The organism is Streptomyces sp. NBC_00376 (assembly GCF_036077095.1).
Classification (GTDB): Bacteria; Actinomycetota; Actinomycetes; order Streptomycetales; family Streptomycetaceae; genus Streptomyces.
In genome coordinates, this window is record NZ_CP107960.1 from 5,829,902 (window position 1) to 5,847,164 (window position 17,263).

Genomic DNA, 17,263 nt, shown 5'->3' on the forward strand with positions numbered 1-17,263 from the left:
TCCGACTCGGGAGTCTTCCGGTTCGGGCCGCGCGATGACCCATAAGACTTTCGCCAGGCCGTACGCACCACGCGTACGGAACCGGCGAGCCAGACATTGAGCTCCCGTGCGGCGCCCGCGCCCCGGACGGCGGAGCCGCGTACATCACGCGGACCGTGCCGGACCGGAACCAGGCGCGGCGCCCGGGAGCCTGACGGGAGAACCGCCCGCATGCCCCAGCCCAACGAACCCGGCACGACCGGGAACGCCGAAGAGAACAACGCACCCGGAGACAAGCTGCCGCCGCGCCGCAGGCGCCGCGCAGCGTCCCGCCCGGCCGGTCCGCCGGTGGCGGAAGCCCAGGCTTCGGCCGCGCCCGCCATACCGGCCGTTGACGCCGCAGTGTCCGAAAAGCCCGCCGACGCCGAGAGCGCCGCGACGGAGGAAGCCGCGCCGCCCGCCCGCACGCGTCGTCGTGCGGTCCGCAAGGCGACCGCTCCGGCGGGTGCGCCGCAGGCCACCGAGGTGACCGAGGCCGCCGCGCCGGTTGCCGAGGCCGAGGTCGAAGAGGCCGCTGAGGTCGTGGAGGCTGCGCCTGCGCGTCCGCGTCGTCGTGCGGTCCGTAAGGCGACTTCCCCGGCGGGTGCGCCGAAGGCCGCCGAGGCCGCCGCGCCGGTTGCCGAGGCCGAGGTCGAAGAGGCCGCTGAGGTCGTGGAGGCTGCGTCCGCGCGTCCGCGTCGTCGTGCGGTCCGTAAGGCGACCGCTCCGGCGGGTGCGCCGCAGGCCGCCGAAGCCGTGGAGATCGTCGAGGAGGCACCGGCCGCCGTCGAGCCCGAGCCGGCCGCCGAGATCGCCGAGCCCGAGCCCGCGCCGCGCGGTCGCACCCGGCGCAGGGCGTCGGCCCCGGCCGGTGCCCCGCAGCACGTCGAGCCGGTCGTGGAGAGCGCCGCGCCCGCGGCCGCCGAGACGGAAGAGGTCACCGAGCCCGTCGCCGAGGCCGTCGAGGCCCCGCGCGGCCGTCGCCGTGCGGTCCGCAAGGCGACCTCCCCGGCAGGCGCGCCGAAGGCCGCCGAAAAGACCGAGGAGACCGGCGAGAGCGTGCCCGAGGCTGCCGAGCCCGCTGAGCCCGCCGAGGCGGAGGAGGCCGCGCCGCGCGGCCGTCAGCGCCGCCGGGCCACCGCCCCCGCCGGCCGGCCGGAGTTCACGGCCAAGGCCGAGGAGCCCGTACGCAAGAGCCGTCGCGCCGCGCGCCCCGCCGTGGCCGTGTTCCAGGCGCCGGTCTTTGCCGAGCCGATGTTCCAGACCCCGGAGACCGCGGCCGCCGCTGCGGCGGCGTCGCGCTACGAAGAGGTCGAGGCCGAGGAAGAGGCCGAGACGGTCGAGGAGCCGACGGCCACCGTCGAGGCCCCGGCCGCCGAGGCCGCGCCGCAGGGCGGTTCGCGCCGCCGTCGCCGCCGTCGCGGTGAGGCCGCCGAGCCCGAGCAGGCCGTGGCTCCCGTGGAGGAGCCGGCCGAGGAGGAGCCGGAGACCGAGGCCGAGGTCGAGGCCGAGCACGAGGCCGAGGAGACGGACGAGTACGGGGACCGGCCCTCGCGCCGTCGCCGTCGTGGTGGCCGTCGGCGTCGTCGCGGCGAGGCCGCCGAGGGTGACGAGGCCGCCGAGCAGTACGGCGACGAGGCCGCCGCCGACCACGCCGAGGACGAGCAGGAGCGCGCCCAGGAGCCCGAGGAGGAGGACGAGGACCACGAGGCCTCCGCCGCCGGTTCGAGCAGCAGCCGTCGCCGGCGCCGTCGTCGTCGCCGCAGCGGGGATGTCTCCGCCGACGTCGACAGCGGTACGGACGACCCGGAGCGCACGGTCGTCAAGGTCCGCGAGCCCCGCAAGAAGGAGGAGCGGGAGCCCGGCACCGGCTTCGACGAGGTCCAGTCCATCAAGGGCTCGACCCGTATGGAGGCCAAGAAGCAGCGCCGCCGTGAAGGCCGTGAGCAGGGCCGCCGTCGCGTCCCGATCATCACCGAGGCCGAGTTCCTGGCCCGCCGCGAGGCCGTGGAGCGGGTCATGGTCGTCCGCCAGAACGGCGAGCGCACCCAGATCGGCGTCCTCGAGGACAACGTGCTCGTCGAGCACTACGTCAACAAGGAGCAGGCCACCAGCTACGTCGGCAACGTCTACCTGGGCAAGGTGCAGAACGTACTGCCGTCCATGGAGGCCGCCTTCGTCGACATCGGCAAGGGCCGCAACGCCGTCCTGTACGCCGGTGAGGTCAACTTCGAGGCGCTCGGCATGGCCCATGGGCCGCGTCGTATCGAGACCGCGCTCAAGTCCGGCCAGTCCGTCCTCGTCCAGGTGACCAAGGACCCGATCGGCCACAAGGGCGCCCGCCTGACCAGCCAGGTCTCGCTGCCCGGCCGCTACCTGGTCTACGTGCCCGAGGGCTCGATGACCGGCATCAGCCGCAAGCTGCCCGACACCGAGCGGGCCCGGCTGAAGACCATCCTCAAGAAGATCGTCCCCGAGGATGCGGGCGTCATCGTCCGTACCGCAGCGGAGGGCGCGAGCGAGGACGAGCTGCGCCGCGATGTCGAGCGGCTCCAGCAGCAGTGGGAGGACATCCAGAAGAAGTCGAAGAGCACCGGCAGCTCCAACGCGCCGACCCTGCTCTACGGCGAGCCGGACATGACCGTCCGGGTCGTCCGCGACATCTTCAACGAGGACTTCTCCAAGGTCATCGTCAGCGGCGACGACGCGTGGGAGACCATTTACGGATACGTCTCGCAGGTCGCGCCCGACCTGACGGACCGCCTGTCGCGGTGGACCTCCGAGGTCGACATCTTCGCGACGTACCGGATCGACGAGCAGCTGATGAAGGCGCTGGACCGCAAGGTCTATCTGCCGAGCGGCGGCTCGCTGGTGATCGACAAGACCGAGGCGATGGTCGTCGTCGACGTCAACACCGGCAAGTTCACCGGTCAGGGCGGCAACCTCGAGGAGACCGTCACCAAGAACAACCTGGAGGCGGCCGAGGAGATCGTGCGCCAGCTGCGGCTGCGCGACCTCGGTGGCATCGTCGTCGTCGACTTCATCGACATGGTGCTGGAGTCCAACCGGGACCTGGTGCTGCGGCGCCTGCTGGAGTGCCTGGGACGCGACCGTACGAAGCACCAGGTCGCCGAGGTCACCTCGCTGGGCCTGGTCCAGATGACCCGCAAGCGGGTGGGCCAGGGGCTGCTGGAGTCCTTCTCCGAGACGTGCGTCCACTGCAACGGCCGCGGTGTCATCGTGCACATGGAGCAGCCGACCACGGTCGGTGGCGGCGGCAAGCGTTCCAAGAAGCGCGGCCGGGGCGGCGTCGACCACGAGCACGTGGCCGAGGCCGAAACCGTGACAGAGGTCGAGACCGAGGCCGAGGTGGCTGCCGAGGTGGCCGCCCCCGTGGCGCTGCCCGAGCCGGAGTTCGTGCCGGACGAGGAGCTGTACAGCAGCCCGGCCGAGGCCGAGGCGGCCGCAACGCGCGGCCGTGGCCGTCGCCGCGCGACCCGTAAGGCAACGGCCACGGCCGGCGCCCCGAAGGCCGCGGCCGCCGCTGCCCCGGCCGTCGTCGAGCCGGAGCCGGTCGTGGTCGCGGAGCCCGAGCCGGTCGTGGAGCCGGAGCCGGTCGCCGAGGCCCCGGCCCCGGTGGTCGAGGAGGCCCCCGCGGCCGAGGCGCCCCAGGGCCGTACGCGCCGTCGGGCGACCCGGAAGGCGACCGCCCCGGCGGGCTCGCCCGCCCCGGTCGAGCCGGTCGCCGAGGCGCCGGCCGCCGAGCCGGTCGTCGAGGCCGCGCAGCCCGAGGCCGCACCCGAGGAGGTGGCCCCCGAGGCCGCCCCGCCGCGTGCGCGTCGCCGGGTGACCCGCAAGGTCACCGCCCCTGCGGGCTCGCCCGCCGGTGCGGACGGGGCGGAGGTCGTCGTGGTGACCGTCACGGCCGAGCCGAAGCTGGAAGCCGAGCCGAAGCCCGAAGCCGAGCCGACGCCTGACGCCGAGACCGCCGAAGCGGTGGCCCCGGCCAAGAAGGCGGCCCGCAAGACCGCCAAGAAGGCCACTGCCAAGAAGGCGGCCACCAAGAAGACGGCTGCCAAGAAGACCGCCGCGAAGAAGACGACGGCCAAGAAGGCAGCAGCCAAGAAGACGGTCGCCGCGGAGAAGTCGCCGCAGTCCGCCGTCTCGGCCGACGCCGAGGCGTAGGCGACAGCCAGCGGATAGGAGAGGTGCTGTCCCCCGGAGGGGGCAGCACCTCTTCTTTTTGTCCGGCGGCTTTTGTCCGGCAGCTCGATACCGCGGCGTACACACGGACGTGCAAGGGCCCCGTGCAAGGGCCCGCCAATCGACGTCGACAGCCGCGCGGAAGCTCTTGAGGGCGAGCCACTCCATCGCGGATCGGACCGGGACTCGGCCGGACCAGCCGCTACGCATCAGCAGCCCGGTCGGTCTCGCTCCACTGGACAGCCCGTGGCCGCCGCCGACTCAGTAGCCCCCCCTTCTCCTGCTGCTGAAGCCCGGGCCGGAACGAGCCGAATTTCCCCGTCCGGAAAGACGCATTGGTGCCGGACCCGACGATCTCGCGGCCGCCAGAATTGGGGTCATCGCAAATTCAGAGGCGGCAGCTCCGGCATTTTCTGCTCGTTTTTTCTTGCTTCTGTCGGAGGCGCCGGATGAATCCCCGGTGAGGGCCCGAGGGCATCGCCTCAGGGGAGCGGAGCGAGGGTGTCGGGGGGTGCCGGAGCTGAACCGCGTGCCCGGTCCGTCGCCTGCCGCGGATCAGGCCGGAGGCCCGGTTTGACCGTCAGGAGGCGGCCCCGTAACCTTGTCCATCGGCGTGTTTTTCCATGCGCGCCTTCCCCTGAGCACATTCCTCCCGGCGGATTCGTTCGTCAGGAGAGGCCGCTCATCCTTCCGGATCGTCGCGGGCCCCGGCCTGCGCGGGCGGCTGGCATCAGGGGCTCCGTTCCGAGCGAGAGAGAGATCCGCGTGTACGCCATCGTGCGCAGCGGTGGCCGCCAGCACAAGGTTGCTGTCGGTGACATCGTTGAGGTTGACAAGATTTCCACTGCCCAGGTTGGCGACACGGTCGAGCTCTCGACCCTGCTCGTGGTCGACGGCGACGCCGTGACCAGCGACCCGTGGGTGCTGGCCGGGATCAAGGTCCAGGCCGAGGTCGTGGACCACCACAAGGGCGCGAAGATCGACATCCTTCGCTACAAGAACAAGACCGGCTACCGCCGTCGCCAGGGTCACCGCCAGCAGTACACGGCGATCAAGGTCACCGGTATCCCCGCGGCTGCGAAGTAAGGGACTGAGGAGACATGGCACACAAGAAGGGCGCATCGTCCACCCGGAACGGGCGCGATTCCAATGCTCAGCGGCTCGGCGTGAAGCGCTTCGGCGGTCAGGCCGTCAACGCCGGTGAGATCCTGGTCCGCCAGCGCGGCACCCACTTCCACCCGGGCACGGGCGTCGGCCGTGGCGGCGACGACACGCTGTTCGCTCTCGCCGCCGGTGCGGTCGAGTTCGGCACGCACCGTGGCCGCAAGGTCGTGAACATCGTTCCGATCGCCGGCTGATTTTCGGCGCTCGTCGAGCGGTTTCTGCGGAGGCGGACCTCACTTCCCGTACGGGAAGCGGGTCCGCCTTTCGCGTGTTTCTCCCATGAGAGACGGCTTTCTCCGCCATGGGGACAGCACGAGTGAGACATTTCTGCATGTATGTAACTGGAGGTTTCAACCATGACCACCTTCGTGGACCGCGTCGAGCTGCATGTCGCCGCGGGTAACGGGGGCCACGGCTGTGCCTCCGTACACCGTGAGAAGTTCAAGCCGCTCGGCGGTCCGGACGGCGGCAACGGCGGCCGCGGCGGCGATGTGACCCTGGTCGTCGACCAGGCGATCACCACGCTCCTCGACTACCACCACCACCCCCACCGCAAGGCCACCAACGGCCAGCCCGGCGCGGGCGACAACCGTTCCGGCAAGGACGGCCAGGACCTGGTCCTGCCGGTGCCCGACGGCACGGTCGTGCTCGACGGCAACGGCGATGTGCTCGCCGACCTGGTCGGCCAGGGCACCACGTTCGTCGCCGGCCAGGGCGGCCGCGGCGGCCTCGGCAACGCCGCGCTGGCCTCCGCCCGGCGCAAGGCCCCCGGCTTCGCGCTGCTCGGCGAGCCCGGTGAGGCCCGGGACATCGTCCTGGAGCTCAAGACCGTCGCCGACGTCGCGCTGGTCGGCTACCCGAGCGCCGGCAAGTCCTCGCTGATCTCCGTGCTGTCGGCGGCCAAGCCGAAGATCGCCGACTACCCCTTCACGACCCTGGTCCCGAACCTCGGCGTGGTCACCGCGGGCAGCACCGTCTACACCGTCGCCGACGTCCCCGGCCTGATCCCGGGCGCCAGCCAGGGCCGCGGCCTCGGCCTGGAGTTCCTGCGGCACGTGGAGCGCTGCTCGGTGCTGGTGCACGTGCTGGACACCGCGACGCTGGAGTCCGATCGGGACCCGGTCTCCGACCTCGACATCATCGAGGAGGAGCTGAAGCAGTACGGCGGCCTGGAGGACCGGCCCCGCATCGTCGTCCTCAACAAGGTCGACATCCCGGACGGCCAGGACCTCGCCGACATGATCCGTCCGGACCTGGAGGAGCGCGGCTACCGCGTCTTCGAGGTGTCCGCCATCGCCCACACCGGTCTGAAGGAGCTCTCCTTCGCGCTCGCGGGCATCGTCGCCGAGGCGCGTGCGGCCAAGCCGGTGGAGGTGGCGACCCGGATCGTCATCCGCCCGAAGGCCGTCGACGACGCGGGCTTCACCGTCACCCTGGAGGAGGACGGCATCTACCGGGTGCGCGGCGAGAAGCCGGAGCGCTGGGTGCGCCAGACCGACTTCAACAACGACGAGGCCGTCGGCTACCTGGCCGACCGGCTCAACCGCCTCGGTGTCGAGGACGCACTGGTGAAGGCCGGTGCCCGTGCGGGCGACGGCGTCGCCATCGGCGCCGAGGACAACGCGGTCGTCTTCGACTGGGAGCCGACCCTGGCTGCCGGTGCGGAGATGCTCGGCCGTCGTGGCGAGGACCACCGGCTCGAAGCACCGCGCCCGGCGGCGCAGCGCCGCCGCGAGCGCGAGTCGGATCGCGACGAGGCCCAGCGCGAGTTCGACGAGTTCAACCCCTTCTAGACCGCGCACCGGTCCGCCGGGCAGGCTGTTCCGCAAGCCTGTCCGGCGGCCGCGCACGTTCTCCGCGTCATACGTCCGGGGGAACCGGACCCGCTCAAGGGTGAATCATGCCGCTCACTCGTGTGGCGTCGGTCACCTGGCCAGGAAGCGTTAATTCCGGTATCCGCCCTGATCGCAAGGCAACAAAAGGTTTCGGTACGGCATGCGGTGGCCGACGTCCACCTTGCGAGACGGTAACGGAGAGTGCAACCATCGCGGTATCTCCCAGCCCTCGCAAGGTAGGTCGTCTGTGTCTGCTCAGCACATAGCCAAAGCCCGAACCACAGCAGTCGTGCTCGCCGGCGGTACCGGCCAGCGCGTGGGTCTGTCCATTCCCAAGCAGCTGCTGAAGATCGCAGGCAAGGCTGTCATCGAGCACACGCTGTCGATCTTCCAGCAGGCCGACTCCATCGACGACGTCATCGTGCTGATGGCTCCGGGCTACGTGCCCGACGTGGAGAAGATCGTGGCCAAGGCGGGGCTCACCAAGGTCACCAAGGTGATCGAGGGCGGCTCCACGCGCAACGAGACCACCGAGCGTGCCATCGCGGCGCTCGGCGAGGGCCTGGCCGAGGGCGAGGACCGCAACGTCCTCTTCCACGACGCCGTGCGCCCGCTGCTCTCGCAGCGCGTCATCAAGGACTGCGTCGACGCACTGGACCGCTACCAGGCGGTCGACGTCGCCATCCCGTCCGCGGACACGATCATCGTGACCCGCACCCACGGCGGCGACGGCGAGTTCATCACCGATGTGCCCGACCGCTCCCGGCTGCGCCGTGGCCAGACGCCGCAGGCCTTCAAGCTCTCCACGATCCGCAGGGCCTACGAGGTCGCAGCCGGCGACCCGAACTTCCAGGCCACCGACGACTGCTCGGTCGTGCTCAAGTACCTCCCCGACGTGCCGATCTACGTCGTGGCGGGCGACGAGTACAACATGAAGGTCACCCAGCCGGTCGACGTCTTCATCGCCGACAAGCTCTTCCAGCTGGCCTCCACGGCCGCTCCGCAGCCGGCCGACGACGCCGCCTACCGCGAGCTGCTCACCGGCAAGACCCTCGTCGTCTTCGGCGGCTCGTACGGCATCGGCGCGGACATCGCGACGCTCGCCGAGTCCTACGGCGCCACCGTCTATGCCCTGGGCCGCTCCACCACCGGTACGCACGTGGAGAACCCCGAGCACATCGACGAGGCGCTCTCCAAGGCGTACGCCGACACCGGCCGCGTCGACTACGTGATCAACACCGCAGGCGTGCTCCGCATCGGCAAGCTCGCCGAGACGGACAGCGCGGTCATCCAGGAAGCGCTGAACGTCAACTACCTGGCACCCGTGCAGATCGCCCGCGCCTCGTACAAGTACCTCGCCGAGACCAGGGGCCAGCTGCTGCTCTACACCTCCAGCAGCTACACCCGGGGCCGCGCGGAGTACAGCCTCTACTCGTCGACCAAGGCCGCCATGGTGAACCTCACCCAGGCGCTCTCGGACGAGTGGGCGGCCGACGGCGTGCGGGTGAACTGCGTGAACCCCGAGCGCACCGCCACCCCGATGCGCACCAAGGCGTTCGGCGACGAGCCCGCGGGCACGCTGCTCTCCTCGGAGGCGGTCGCCCGGACCTCGCTCGACGTGCTGCTCTCGGAGATGACCGGCCACGTCATCGACGTACGCCAGCAGGACCCGACCCGGGGTGCCTCCGAGGCGTCCGGTTTCGAGCAGGCCCTTGCCGCTGTCCTGGACCGACAGGCCGATGTGTAATACTGCTTGACAATCGATTATTCGGACCCCTGCAGTCGCCGCGTGCGAACTGCAGGGGTCCGAATTCGTGAAGCTCTGTCTTCACATTCCCCTCGTAAGGTAAACAAGTCGGCACCCTCGGGAGCGGTACTTCGTGATTTCGAAAGCCATGCGTTTGGCTCGGGTGGGCAGCGGTTCGGAGCTGGCCGCCGCGCTCCTGGTGGCTCTGGGGTTCCCGTGCATAATGCTCGCGGCGATAATCCCCAATCTCTGGTTCTTCGCCGCGGCCACCGCGGCCACCTATCTCGCGGACCGGTATCTGCACCATTGCGGCAGCTACCTGATCAACCGGCTCGCCGCGGTGCGGGCGGGGCTTTCGATCCGCTTCCTGGTCCGGCAGCTGCTGCTCGTCCTGCTGCTCTCCCGCATGGGATACGGCGAGGAGACGCTCTTCTACGTGACGGTCGCCTGTCTCCTGGCGTTCTACGGACTCCAGGCGCCGCAGAGCGCGATGGTCACCCTGATCCGGCTCCGCCGCAAGCTTCCGGTGGTCACCCGCAACATCGACCTGGCGTCGGTGCGGATAGCGGATGCCCCGCCGCAGAGCCTGATGAGCCGGCCCGCGGAGAAGATGCTGCACCTCGACGTCTTCTCGATGGTGGGTGTGCTCGTCGCGGTCGAGACCGGCAAGGACGCCATCGCGTACATCGGCCTCGGCCTGACGCTCGTTCTCGCGGTCTGCTACCTGGCGGCGCTGCTGCCGTACGTCCGGCCGAGCCGGCTCGTACCCCCGGAGACCAAGGTCCTCAACGCGGTGGGCGACTGGCTCGCCGAGTACCAGCCGACCGTGATGCTGTACTTCTCCGGTTCCAAGGACTCCGCCTACCAGGTCAACATGTGGCTGGAGACGATGGCGCAGCTCGGCGGCCGGCCGATGATCCTGCTCCGTGAGCGCAACATCGTGCCGCAGCTCGCCACGACCTCGGTGCCGGTGCTCTGCGTGCCCGGTGGCGTGCACCTGATGAACCTGGACCTCTCGTCGGTGCGGGTCGCGCTCTACGCGGCCAACGTCGGCAAGAACATCCACCTGCTCCGGGTGCCGACGATGAAGCACGTCTTCATCGGCCACGGCGACAGCGACAAGATCGCCAGCGTCAACCCGTACAGCAAGGTGTACGACGAGGTGTGGACCGCGGGCCGGGCCGGCCGCGACCGTTACGCGCTGGCCGACGTCGGGGTGCGCGACGAGGACATCGTGGAGGTGGGCCGCCCGCAGCTGGCCACCATCGAGTCCTGGTCCGGTACGCAGAAGAACCCGATCCCGACCGTGCTGTACGCCCCCACCTGGGAGGGCTGGGACGACAACCCGGGCAACACCTCCCTGCTGCTGGCCGGCGAGAACATCGTCAGGCGGCTGCTGGAGGCCGAGGAGCCGGTCCGGCTGCTGTACAAGCCGCACCCCTTCACCGGCACCCGCAGCGCCAAGGCCAAGGCCGTGCACCTGCGCATCACCGCGATGATCGAGCAGGCCGCCGCCGAGCGCGTCGGCGACCCCCGCTGGGCGGAGCAGTCGGCCGCGCTCCAGGGCGAGCAGGCCGCGGCGCGGGCCGAGCTGGTCCGTATCGAGGCGCGGCTGGCCGAGCTGGCCGGCGGTGGCCGCACCGCCCGGGACGAGGCCGAGCTGTCCCGGGACTCGCTGGCCGACCCGGCGCGCGAGGCCGAGACGGCGAAGCTCAAGGACGAGTGGAACGCCGCGTCCTGGCGTGCGCAGGGCTGGTGGGAGCACCGGGTCATCACCGGTGCCCAGATGCGGCTGTACGACTGCTTCAACGAGTCGGACGCCATGGTCTCGGACATCTCCAGCGTGGTGTCCGACTTCATCGCGAGCGGCAAGCCGTACGCGGTCACGGACTCGGCCGAACTGGGCGAGGACGAGTTCCGCCGGCAGAACACCGCCGTGCGCGCCGCGGTGATCCTGTCCAACTCGGCGGCCGAGCTGGACGAACTGCTCACCGCGGTGACGTCTCCGGCCACGGACGCGCGGGCGGACGCCAGGCGCGAGCTGAAGCAGTACCTCCTCGGACCGGACGAGCCCACCTCGATGGTGCAGTTCGACACGGCCGTGAAGGAGCTCGCGGCCAAGTCCGACGCCCGGAACACCGGAGTGGCGAAGAGCCTGGGCGAACCCGTGGGCGGCTGAGAAGTCGACCATTCGCTTTACATGATCGAGCAAGGCCCGGCATACCCCCCAAAGGGTTGTGCCGGGCTTTTGTGATGAGTGTCACTTTTTGGTTGTGTGGCGTGAGACAACCAATGGACCGGGCCGACTGTCTTCTGTTTGTGTGAACGAGACGCAAATTCCTGACGTGACTGTGGTTGTCGGCGCATATGAGGCGATGCCCTACCTCATCCGTTGTCTCGAATCGGTGGAGGCGCAGACCCTCGGCGCCGACCGCATCGAAATCGTCGCGGTCGACGACGGTTCCACCGATGGAACGGGCGAGTACCTGGAGGAATTCGCCGCGCGGTCGAAGGTCCCGACCAGAGTGGTCAGACAGAAGAACTCCGGCGGGCCCAGCGGGCCGCGCAATGTGGGTATCGGCCTGGCCCGCGGCCGCTATGTGTTCTTCCTGGACGCCGACGACTACTTCGGTGACGAGGCCCTGGAGCGGATGGTCGCCATGGCCGACCGGGCGGGCACCGATGTGGTGCTCGGCAAGGTGGTCGGCGTGAACCGGGGAGCGCCGCAGTCGATGTGGCGGGCCACCAAGGAACGGGTCGACGTCTACAACTCCAAGGTCATTTACACCCTGAGCGCCCAGAAGCTCTTCCGGCGTGAACTCCTGGAACGGCTCTCCTTGAGATTCGACGAGAATCTCAAGACCGGTGAGGACGCCCTCTTCACGATGGAGGCATATCTGCGGGGCGCCGGGGTCTCGGTGATCTCCAATTACGTCTGCTATTACCTGGTGGGCCGTGACGACGGGAAGCACGTCACGAAGAGCGGCACCTATGAATGGCGCTTCGACTCGATGCGCGCCATGATGGCCCTCATTCACCGGATCGAGCCCGCCGGTCCGAAAAGGGACTTTCTCATGGTCCGGCCCTTCACCGTCGGGATGCTCCAGCAGTTCGGCCCCGTGGTGCTGAAGGATTCCGAGGAAGTCCGGCGGCACAAGATGGAACTCGCGGCTCCGCTCATGGACGCGTACTGGGACGACGGCGTGGCCCGGCTGATCAAGGTGTCCGAGCGGCTGCGTCTCGCCTGTGTGGCACGGGGCAGGATGGACCTGCTCGTCGAGATGGTGCGGTACATACGGGCGAAGACGGTCCCCGACGTGGTCGGCTCGCGCGACGGCCGGACGCTCTACCTCGCGTACCCGCACTTCCGCGACCGCTCGGCCGGGCTGGCCGACTTGAATTACGAGGTCACCGTGCCGGACTGGCACGACGGCAAGCGCATCGACCGGCCGAAGGTGGCCGCCCGCCGGGCCTCGCTTTCCCGGCGGGTGGTCCGCAGGATGCGCCGCGACGTGCTGCGATGGAAGGCGCGGCTGGCCGTGGAGTGACAGCCGCTCGTCCGCCGGGCGGACTCCGAGCGAACCCGCAGGACCGTTTCGCTGAAGAACACTCAGAAAAGCTCAGTAAAATCGTTCGGACGTCGCGCCCGCGACAGGACCGACAGAACACCATGGGGACTGGTCACGTGAAGGCTCTCGTACTATCCGGAGGGGCCGGCACCCGCCTGCGTCCCATCACACACACCTCGGCCAAGCAGCTGGTTCCGGTGGCGAACAAGCCCGTGCTGTTCTACGGGCTGGAAGCCATCGCGGAAGCCGGAATCACCGAGGTCGGCATCATCGTGGGCGACACCGCCCCCGAGATCCGCGAGGCGGTCGGTGACGGTTCCGCGCTCGGCATCGAGGTCACCTACATCCCGCAGGACGAACCGCTCGGCCTCGCCCACGCGGTGCTGATCGCCCGCGACTTCCTGGGCGACGACGACTTCGTCATGTACCTCGGCGACAACTTCATCGTCGGCGGGATCACCGGTCTGGTGGAAGGGTTCCGCGCGGACAGGCCCGACGCGCAGATCCTGCTGACGCAGGTGCCCAACCCGACCTCCTTCGGCGTCGCGGAGCTCGACGCCGACGGCCGGGTGGCGGCGCTGGAGGAGAAGCCGAAGGAGCCCAAGAGCGATCTGGCGCTCGTCGGCGTCTACCTCTTCACCCCCGCCATCCACGAGGCGGTCCGCTCGATCGAGCCGTCCTGGCGCGGCGAGCTGGAGATCACGCACGCCATCCAGTGGCTGATCGACCAGAAGCGCGACGTGCGCTCCACCACGATCCGCGGCTACTGGAAGGACACCGGCAACGTCACCGACATGCTGGAGGTCAACCGGACCGTCCTGGAGGCCGTCGAGCCGTTCCAGGAGGGTGCCGACGTCGACGCGGACAGCGAGATCATCGGCCGGGTCCGGATCGAGCCGGGCGCCAAGGTCAGCGGCAGCCGCATCGTCGGGCCCGCGATCATCGGCGCGCGTTCGGTGATCAGCGGCGCGTACGTGGGCCCGTTCACCTCGGTCTCGGAGGACGTCCGCATCGAGGACAGCGAGATCGAGTACTCCATCGTCCTGCGGGGCGCCTCCATCGCCGGTGTCCGCCGCGTCGAGGCGTCGCTCATCGGCCGTGACGTCGAAGTGACCCCCGCCCCCCGTTCCCCGTCCGCCCACCGACTCGTGCTCGGCGACCACAGCAAGGTGCAGATCTCTTCATGACCACCAACATCCTGGTGACCGGCGGCGCCGGCTTCATCGGCTCGCACTACGTCCGTACGGTGCTCGGCCCCGAGGGCCCCGGCGACATCGCCGTCACCGTGCTCGACAAGCTCACCTACGCGGGCAACCCGGCCAACCTCGACGAGGTGCGCGACCACCCCGGTTTCCGGTTCGTGCAGGGTGACATCTGCGACCCGGAGCTGGTCGCCAAGCTGATGGCCGAGCACGACCAGGTGGTGCACTTCGCCGCCGAGTCCCACGTGGACCGTTCCATCGACGGCGGCGCCGAGTTCGTCCGTACCAACGTGGTGGGCACCCACACCCTGATCCACGCCGCGCACCTGGCGGGCATCAAGACCTTCGTGCACATCTCCACCGACGAGGTCTACGGCTCGATCGACGAGGGCTCCTGGCCCGAGACCCACCCGCTCGCGCCCAACTCGCCGTACTCCGCGGCCAAGGCGTCCAGCGACCTGATCGCGCTCTCGTACCACCGCACCCACGGCCTCGACGTGCGGGTGACCCGCTGCTCCAACAACTACGGGCACCACCACTTCCCCGAGAAGGTCATCCCGCTCTTCGTCACCAACCTGCTGGACGGCAAGACGGTCCCGCTCTACGGCGACGGCGCCAACGTCCGCGACTGGCTGCACATCGACGACCACGTCCAGGGCATCGAACTGGTCCGCACCAAGGGCCGGGCCGGCGAGGTCTACAACATCGGCGGCGGCACCGAGCTCTCCAACAAGGAGCTCACCGGCCTGCTGCTGGACGCCTGCGGCGCCGACTGGGACACCAGCGTCACCTACGTCGAGGACCGCAAGGGCCACGACCGCCGCTACTCGGTCGACTGCACCAAGATCCGCGAGGAGCTCGGCTACGAGCCCCGCAAGGACTTCCGCACCGGTCTCGCCGAGACCGTGCAGTGGTACCGCGACAACCGCGCCTGGTGGGAGCCGCTGAAGGACCGGGCCGCCCTGTGAGCGCCGTCTGGCTGGTCACCGGAGCCGCCGGGATGCTGGGCCAGGACGTCCTGGCCCGGCTGGCCGGTGAGGACGTCACCGCCGTCGCCGCGGACCGGGCGGCACTGGACATCGCCGACCCGGAGTCGGTACGGGCGGCCTTCGGGAAGCACCGCCCCGCCGTCGTGGTGAACTGCGCCGCCTGGACCGCCGTCGACGACGCGGAGTCCCAGGAGGACGCCGCGCTGCGGGTCAACGGCACGGGCCCCGGTGTCCTCGCCGAGGCCTGCCGCGGACACGGCGCCGTTCTCCTCCAGGTCTCCACGGACTACGTCTTCGCCGGTGACGGCGAGAAGCCGTACGCCGAGGACGACCCGACCGGACCGCGCAGCGCCTACGGCCGTACCAAGCTGGCCGGCGAGCAGGCCGTGCTGAGCACCCTGCCGGAGACCGGTTACGTGGTCCGCACCGCCTGGCTCTACGGCGCGGGCGGCGGCAACTTCGTCCGTACGATGATCAAGCTGGAGGGCATCAAGGACACCCTCGACGTGGTGGACGACCAGCACGGTCAGCCCACCTGGACCGTCGATCTGGCCGACCGGCTGGTCCGGCTGGGGCAGGCCGCCCTCGCGGGCACCGCCCCGGCAGGCGTCTACCACGGCACCAGCGGCGGCGAGACGACCTGGTTCGGCTTCACCCGGGAGATCTTCCGGCTGCTCGGCACCGACCCGGAGCGGGTCCGCCCCACGACCAGTGAGGCCTTCGTGCGGCCGGCCCCCCGGCCCGCGTTCAGCGTGCTGGGCCACGACCGCTGGGCCGCGGCCGGGATCGAACCGGTCCGGGACTGGCGGGCGGCACTTGAAGAAGCATTTCCGGCACTTGTCGCGGCAGAACGGCCATGACCACAACGGCCATGATCATCAATTGATCGTATAGCTGGTCGAATCTCGTCGAATTTCAAAGAAATCCATAACCAAGGTTTACATCGGGGAGAACGCTTACATCACAGTGCGGTCATGAGGTAACTTCGCCGGGAACCGGACCAGTTGGTTTCCTCCGAAGGGCAGCTCCACGTGAACCGCCACGACTTCCTGCGCCATCTGCACCGCGTCTACCGGCCTCGGAACTATCTGGAGATCGGGGTCAACGACGGCAGAAGCCTGGCCCTCTCGCGGGTCCCTTCCGTCGCCGTCGACCCCGCCTTCCGGGTCGTGACGGACATCAGCTGTGACGTCCACCTGGTCAGAGCCACGAGCGACGACTTCTTCGCCCGCAAGGACCCGCTGCTGCACCTGCGCAACGGCCGGAACCCGTTCCGCGCCCTCGCCCGCCGCGACGCGCTCAACGTCCTCGGGGGAGACCCGAAGCTGGAGCTCTCCTTCATCGACGGGATGCACCTCTTCGAGTACGCCCTGCGCGACTTCATGAACGTGGAGAAGCACTCCCGCTGGTCGAGCGTGATCGTGCTCGACGACATGCTGCCGCGCGACGTCGACGAGGCGGCCCGCGACCGGCACACCAAGTACTGGACCGGCGATGTGTACAAGGTGGTGCAGGTGCTGCGCCGCTACCGCCCCGATCTGCTGGTCGTCGAGGTGGACACCGAACCGACCGGCGTGGTCGCCGTGTTCGGCGCCGACCCGGAGAACAACGTCCTGAAGAACGAGTACGACAAGATCATCGAGGAGTTCGTCGTACCCGACCCGCAGGACGTGCCCGAAGAGGTGCTCGTCCGCAAGAACGCGGTCCGTCCCGAGGCGCTGCTCCGCGCCGACTTCTGGCCGGCCCTGGCCCGCGCCCGCAACCTGCGCCGCCCGCGCTCGGCGTTCGCGCCGCTGCGCTCGCGCATCGAGTCGGTGACGGGCTGACCGCATCCGGACGACGCGAAGCCCCCGTGATCCGAACGGACCACGGGGGCTTCGGCGTACCGGCCCGGACGGCTCAGCCGCGGGCCCGCAGCTGCGCGTAGTACTCCTGGCACGCCTCGTACGAGGGCAGCAGGCCCTGTTCCTCGGCCTCGGCCAGCGAGGGCGCCGCGGCGTCCTTGTCGGACAGCAGCGGGGTGATCCCCTGCGGCCACTCGATGCCCAGCTCGGGGTCGAGCGGGTTGATGCCGTGCTCGCGGCCGGGCGCGTAGCCCTCGGAGCACAGATAGGCGACCGAGGCGTCGTCCGTCAGCGCCATGAAGGCGTGACCGAGGCCTTCGGCGAGGTACACGGAGTGGTGGTCCACGTCGTCGAGCCGGACGGCCTCCCACTGCTTGTACGTGGGGGAGCCGACCCGGATGTCCACGATGACGTCGAGCACCGCGCCGCGCACGCACTTGACGTACTTCGCCTGGCTCGGCGGTACGTCGGCGAAGTGCACCCCGCGCAGCGTCCCCCGGCTGGAGACGGAGAAGTTGGCCTGCGCCAGCCGCAGCGTGTGGCCGACGGCCTCGCTGAGCTCCGACGCCTTGAACCACTCGTGGAAGCTGCCGCGGCTGTCCGGGAAGACCTTGGGCTCATGCACCCAGGCCCCTGCGATGGAGAGCTGCCGCATGCGATCACGTCCTTGTTCTGTTGCTCATGGCCGATGG

At 69.8% G+C, this 17,263-nt stretch carries 12 protein-coding genes; 11 read left to right on the forward strand and 1 reads right to left on the reverse strand.

From position 1 onward, the window contains the following. Positions 1-210: 210 nt before the first annotated feature. The 11 genes from OG842_RS26200 (at position 211) to OG842_RS26250 (ending at position 16,553) form a co-directional block, all read left to right on the forward strand. Positions 211-4,203 carry an Rne/Rng family ribonuclease gene (locus OG842_RS26200; protein WP_266733074.1) on the forward strand — a complete coding sequence of 1,331 codons (3,993 nt, stop codon included), beginning with the start codon at positions 211-213 and terminating at the stop codon, positions 4,201-4,203. Between the two features lie 783 nt (positions 4,204-4,986). Beyond that, positions 4,987-5,307 carry a 50S ribosomal protein L21 gene (rplU, locus tag OG842_RS26205; RefSeq protein ID WP_030921216.1) on the forward strand — a complete coding sequence of 107 codons (321 nt, stop codon included), beginning with the start codon at positions 4,987-4,989 and terminating at the stop codon, positions 5,305-5,307. A gap of 14 nt (positions 5,308-5,321) precedes the next feature. Continuing rightward, positions 5,322-5,579: a 50S ribosomal protein L27 gene (gene rpmA / locus OG842_RS26210; RefSeq protein WP_018103204.1), complete on the forward strand. Its 258-nt coding sequence runs from the start codon at positions 5,322-5,324 to the stop codon at positions 5,577-5,579. Between the two features lie 162 nt (positions 5,580-5,741). Then, the gene (obgE, locus tag OG842_RS26215) at positions 5,742-7,178 is read left to right on the forward strand and encodes a GTPase ObgE (RefSeq protein WP_266733075.1); all 1,437 of its coding nucleotides are present in this window, start codon (positions 5,742-5,744) and stop codon (positions 7,176-7,178) included. Positions 7,179-7,467: 289 nt separating this feature from the next. After that, positions 7,468-8,967, forward strand: a complete 1,500-nt coding sequence (locus tag OG842_RS26220; RefSeq protein ID WP_266733076.1) for a bifunctional cytidylyltransferase/SDR family oxidoreductase — start codon at positions 7,468-7,470, stop codon at positions 8,965-8,967. A 133-nt stretch (positions 8,968-9,100) separates the two neighbouring features. Further along, entirely contained in the window at positions 9,101-11,146 is a 2,046-nt protein-coding gene (locus OG842_RS26225) for a hypothetical protein (RefSeq protein ID WP_266733077.1), read from the forward strand. A gap of 157 nt (positions 11,147-11,303) precedes the next feature. Next, positions 11,304-12,515 (forward strand): glycosyltransferase family 2 protein, encoded by a 1,212-nt coding sequence (locus OG842_RS26230; protein WP_266733823.1) that lies wholly within the window; start codon positions 11,304-11,306, stop codon positions 12,513-12,515. A gap of 137 nt (positions 12,516-12,652) precedes the next feature. Then, positions 12,653-13,723, forward strand: coding sequence for a glucose-1-phosphate thymidylyltransferase (locus OG842_RS26235; protein ID WP_266733078.1), 1,071 nt, complete (start codon positions 12,653-12,655; stop codon positions 13,721-13,723). Beyond that, positions 13,720-14,706: a dTDP-glucose 4,6-dehydratase gene (gene rfbB, locus OG842_RS26240; RefSeq protein WP_124717742.1), complete on the forward strand. Its 987-nt coding sequence runs from the start codon at positions 13,720-13,722 to the stop codon at positions 14,704-14,706. The genes OG842_RS26235 and rfbB overlap by 4 nt, the downstream gene beginning before the upstream one ends. Continuing rightward, positions 14,703-15,587 carry a dTDP-4-dehydrorhamnose reductase gene (gene rfbD, locus OG842_RS26245; protein ID WP_266733079.1) on the forward strand — a complete coding sequence of 295 codons (885 nt, stop codon included), beginning with the start codon at positions 14,703-14,705 and terminating at the stop codon, positions 15,585-15,587. The genes rfbB and rfbD overlap by 4 nt, the downstream gene beginning before the upstream one ends. 171 nt (positions 15,588-15,758) lie before the next feature. Continuing rightward, positions 15,759-16,553, forward strand: coding sequence for a class I SAM-dependent methyltransferase (locus OG842_RS26250; protein WP_266733080.1), 795 nt, complete (start codon positions 15,759-15,761; stop codon positions 16,551-16,553). Between the two features lie 73 nt (positions 16,554-16,626). Here OG842_RS26250 and rfbC read toward each other — a convergent pair whose 3' ends face one another. Beyond that, positions 16,627-17,226: a dTDP-4-dehydrorhamnose 3,5-epimerase gene (gene rfbC / locus OG842_RS26255; RefSeq protein ID WP_266733081.1), complete on the reverse strand. Its 600-nt coding sequence runs from the start codon at positions 17,224-17,226 to the stop codon at positions 16,627-16,629. Positions 17,227-17,263 lie beyond the last annotated feature (37 nt).